At 48.0% G+C, this 2,956-nt stretch carries 3 protein-coding genes and 1 tRNA gene; 1 reads left to right on the top strand and 3 read right to left on the bottom strand.

Annotated features, from left to right (window positions below):
- Nucleotides 1–313: amino acid--tRNA ligase-related protein (locus MVG27_RS02210; RefSeq protein ID WP_297556070.1), on the top strand; the 313-nt coding region annotated here is incomplete at its 5' end.
- Between the two features lie 42 nt (nt 314–355).
- On the opposite strand, the gene MVG27_RS02205 is transcribed toward MVG27_RS02210, so the two are convergent.
- The 3 genes from MVG27_RS02205 to MVG27_RS02195 form a co-directional block, all read right to left on the bottom strand.
- Nucleotides 356–1,972, bottom strand: coding sequence for a hypothetical protein (locus MVG27_RS02205; RefSeq protein WP_297556068.1), 1,617 nt, complete (start codon nt 1,970–1,972; stop codon nt 356–358).
- Nucleotides 1,973–2,149: 177 nt separating this feature from the next.
- Nucleotides 2,150–2,226: transfer RNA gene (locus MVG27_RS02200), tRNA-Arg, on the bottom strand.
- Nucleotides 2,227–2,294: 68 nt separating this feature from the next.
- A partial coding sequence (locus MVG27_RS02195) for a thiamine ABC transporter substrate-binding protein (RefSeq protein WP_297556067.1) occupies nt 2,295–2,956 on the bottom strand: 662 nt, incomplete at its 5' end.

Here is a 2,956-nt window from a genome sequence, read left to right as displayed (position 1 = left end):
CTTCTACATGAAGGAAGATCCCGAAGATCCGAGGAAGGTTCTGGCAGCTGACATGCTCGCGCCGGAGGGATACGGCGAGGTTATTGGAGGAAGCCAGCGTGAGGACGACTACAACAAGCTCGTCGAGCGCATAATCGAGGAGGGCATGGATCCGAAGAACTACGAGTGGTACCTCGACCTCAGGAAGTACGGCTCAGTCCCGCACAGCGGTTTCGGTCTCGGACTGGAGAGGCTCGTCGCGTGGGTCCTCAAGCTCGACCACGTCCGCTGGGCCACGCTCTTCCCGAGGACGCCGAGCAGGCTGTATCCATGAGCCCTTTGCTCCGCAAAGCGCTCGCGGAAGTTTTTGTTCTTTTTAGTTTCTCCTGTTGAGTAAAGCCAACAAAAGTGCCCCAGGAACTGCTTCCAAAAGGAATATTATACATGCTAATCCTTTATGGTTGTTTAGTTCCAATATGGACGCCGATCCAATACCCAGCACGATTAAGAGCATTACAATAGTATTTCTAAGGGTGAGACGCCGGTTGGGAGATGATCTCCTTTTGTCATCAGTCCACATGAGAAAAACTGAAATCAGGGTTAGACCTAAATACAGAAGAAATACATACTGAAAATATTGGACCGAAGTATTATTGGAATTCTCAAGAAAACCAAGTCCCGTTGTAAACGCATACGCCAAGATGATGCTACCAGGCGCAATAAATGCCCCTATAACAAGATTGTAAAATGCATCAAGAGTATGCAGATATTTTCTAATCCGAATGTGTCTTTTTAAAGTGCTTTTTTCAATGTTGTTTTTTATTTGAACTTGAATAAACACCACTGCATATCCCATTAAAGTTATAAGAGTAAAACCGTAGAGTGGGTATTTAAGGGAAAGTAATAGTGAAATAATTAGTATGAGGATGTAAATAAACACTCCCAGAAGAGCTCTCTCCCAGTTCCAGACCAATGCAAATGTAACTCCCACACCGAACACCATAAAAAGCACAAGCAGGAATATAAAGAAGTCTCCATAATTAACACCGATCCAAAGAAGGAGAGCAATATTGTTAATTATCAAACTTGATATTATAAACGAAAAAAACATCCCTCTTTTCCATAGGTTGTCTACTTCATTCCAAAAAACTAAGGATATTATCATAATGTAACTATTTAAAATCAAACTCCAAGATATTCCGAAAGCATACTGAAGCACACTGAAGATAAACATAGATACAAGAACTCCGATGAAACTGCCACCTGAACTTTGATAGTATTCTTGCTTGTTATTAGAAAAGAGAAACGCTACAGTCGGTATCAGAATCACGAGGAGAATCCCCACGCCGATAATTCCAGCCCAAGGGGTGCTGTTGTTATTTTGAGGGAGATTCTGGGAAGACACGTTCTCTACTTCGCTCCTGAATGTGATGTTCTCCCTTCTGTAAACAACCGTCACCCCTACAAAGTCACGCGTTGGTATGAGCACCTCCAAAGAAGATGAGCGGTTGGATAGAACTACATACGCGTTTGAGATTTTTACAGCACCATCAATCGGTGAAACGTTCACCAGGGTAATGTTGATATTAAGGACGTTAGAGCAAATATCTCCGGGGCAAAAGGTAACGTTCCAGTTACTTAACTTATTAGGTTTCATATGGGCTTTGAGTATTGCCCTCTTGGAGCCCGAAGAAGAGAGGGTGAACACAACGTTGTCGCTGTTCACCTCGCACACAAATGCACTAACATTAACGATATCAGGAGCACGTAGCAGGCGGAAACGGGCGTGAATTGTCACGTTGATGTCCTTAGCGTCCTTTGGGACGGAAATTGGAACGTTGCTGATATTGAAGAGAACAACCTGATTGGAATTTACAACCTTGAACTGCTCCCCATCTCTCCAGACGGTTTGAGCGCTGACCAGCGAACTGAACGAAAGTATCATCAGCGTGAGTGTCACGAGGATGACTACTATCACGTGCACTCGTTTCATTTTAATCGCGGGTTGTTAGCGTTTCTATTTTTAACCCTTTCGTTCGTTTATATCATCAGTGGAGAATTAACTTCAGCCCACAAGAAGGTGGGGGTATGAGAGACACTACCTTGTCATAAATGCTTCAAAAACACTCAACGATATTCCGCCAGCGCTTTGCGAAGCAAAGGGCTGTTGTGGCGGGCCCGGCGGGATTCGAACCCGCGACCTCCGGCTTAGAAGGCCGGCGCCCTATCCTGCTAGGCTACGGGCCCTCGCTCCTATCCTTCAGGGGCGCTCTTATAAAAGTTGCGGTGAAGGAAAAGGGAGAAGAGAACGGAGATCACTTCCTCTTCCTGAGCAGAACCGGCAGGAGCGCGAGGCCGACGATGATTCCAGGTCCGCAGATTCCGCCCTTGCCCTCTGATCCTGTGGTGGTGCTCGTCTTCCCGAGTATCTCGTCCGGGCTCTTGCCCTCGACCATCAGGGCCGTCCACTGCTCGAGCCAGGTCTTGTAGTTCTTCCCGATCTCATCTGGACTGAGCTTGACCGGGTTGGTGACGTTAACCGCGTAGCTGAAGCACTTCGGGAGCTTGACGTTCTTGTTGACCGGATACATCCACTGGTTGAGCGGGAGCTTCTCCTGGGCCTCTTCGCTTATGAGGAACTCGATGAACTTCTTGGCCAGCTCGGGATGCTTGGCACCCTTGACGATTCCAGCTCCTTCAATCTGGACGTAGGCAGTGCCGTTAAGAAGGATGGCTCCGATGCTGGTGTCGTTGTAGTTGCAGGCGTCGTAGGCCGGGTCGGTGGCGTAGCTGACGAATAGCGGGGCCTGTCCCTTGTCCCACATCTCCCAGCCGGCGTCCCAGCTCTTAACGATCTGAACGTCGTTCTTCTTGAGCGCGTCCCAGTAGTAGAGCCACCTGTCACCGTAAGCTCCAACGGTCCAGAGCAGGAACGCCATTCCGGTGGAGCTGGTCCTCGGATCCTCAACGATGAGCT

Origin of the sequence: Thermococcus sp. (assembly GCF_027011145.1) — an archaeon.
Lineage (GTDB): Archaea > Methanobacteriota_B > Thermococci > Thermococcales > Thermococcaceae > Thermococcus.
This window is presented reverse-complemented; position numbering and strand designations above follow the sequence as displayed.